This is a genomic window from Companilactobacillus halodurans (assembly GCF_009600985.1).
GTDB lineage: Bacteria > Bacillota > Bacilli > Lactobacillales > Lactobacillaceae > Companilactobacillus > Companilactobacillus halodurans.
The window spans coordinates 1-1,074 of the sequence record NZ_VDFP01000260.1 but is presented as its reverse complement, the minus strand read 5'-3'; the positions used below and the strand labels follow the sequence as shown (position 1 = coordinate 1,074).

Genomic DNA, 1,074 nt, shown 5'->3' with positions numbered 1-1,074 from the left:
AATTTGAATCTAACGGTATCGCCCTTTTTGGCATTGACGCTAGTTTTATAATCAGTATCTCCGTTAGTGACATTCAGAACTTTTTTTGAAAATGAATAATTAAAGCTAGGTTGTTGAATTGGTATATCAACGGAGGCGTCAAAATCTTTACTCGAAGTTTCGCCATTACCGGTATCGGTACCAGTGAATGTAGCCTTATTAGTAATAGCACCATCACTGTTTAAATTATTAAGAGCACTTTTAACAATACTAGCTTCAAAGGTAATTGTAGTATATTTTTGATCCGTTAAAGTGGTATTGGGATAAACAGTCAAGGTGTGTTGATCAGAATCGTAGTCACCTGGCACAAGACTGCTGGCGGTACCGCCGTTACTTGATTGCTTGATGGAGTTGGGATCAATTTGAAGCCCGGTAGGGATTTCATCGGTTAGTTTTTGATAGCTCCAGCTGGCGCTATAACCATTATTGATCATTTTTAAAGTGAATTTTAATTTGTCACCGATATGATTAGTGCCGTCAGATCTGGATTCATTTTTGTAGGTTTTGGTTGCAGTTGGAACTGAAACAGGACTGGCAGCAACACCAAAAGTGGAACTGTAATGGGCAGTTTGGTAAGGTCCTAAGGTTGTAGGGCTCCATTTTAAAGTGTAGGCTGAATCACCAAATCCAGATAATTGAGTACCCGTAGGATTATTCTGTGTTTCGGCACCAGTTCCAGAAACAATTTTATTGGAAAAGGCATCTACCCAATTAACGGCTGAGCCTGATTTAGATTGTCCAGTATAAGAATCAAAGCCATCGGGGACTTCGTTAGTAACATATAGTCGATAATTGTGACCATTATATCCATTACTATCGACATAGACACCACGTTTACTACCAAGATCATAAACAGGAACACTATCTGGAAGGCTGTACCCATTTTTCATACTTGTATCTTCACCGAATAAAACTGTAAACTTTTGTGAGTTATTATTCGGATTGTATAAATATAATTCCCTTTGAACAATGGCGTTATTAGTAGGAGAAGGTCTTAATAGGATCTCAGCTTGAAGATTATATGTTCCATTATTG

Annotated in this window: 1 protein-coding gene; it reads right to left on the bottom strand. The window is 37.9% G+C overall.

The annotated features are described in order from the left end of the window. The coding region (locus tag FHL06_RS14020) for an isopeptide-forming domain-containing fimbrial protein (RefSeq protein ID WP_153387269.1) at positions 1-1,074 on the bottom strand (1,074 nt) is incomplete at both ends.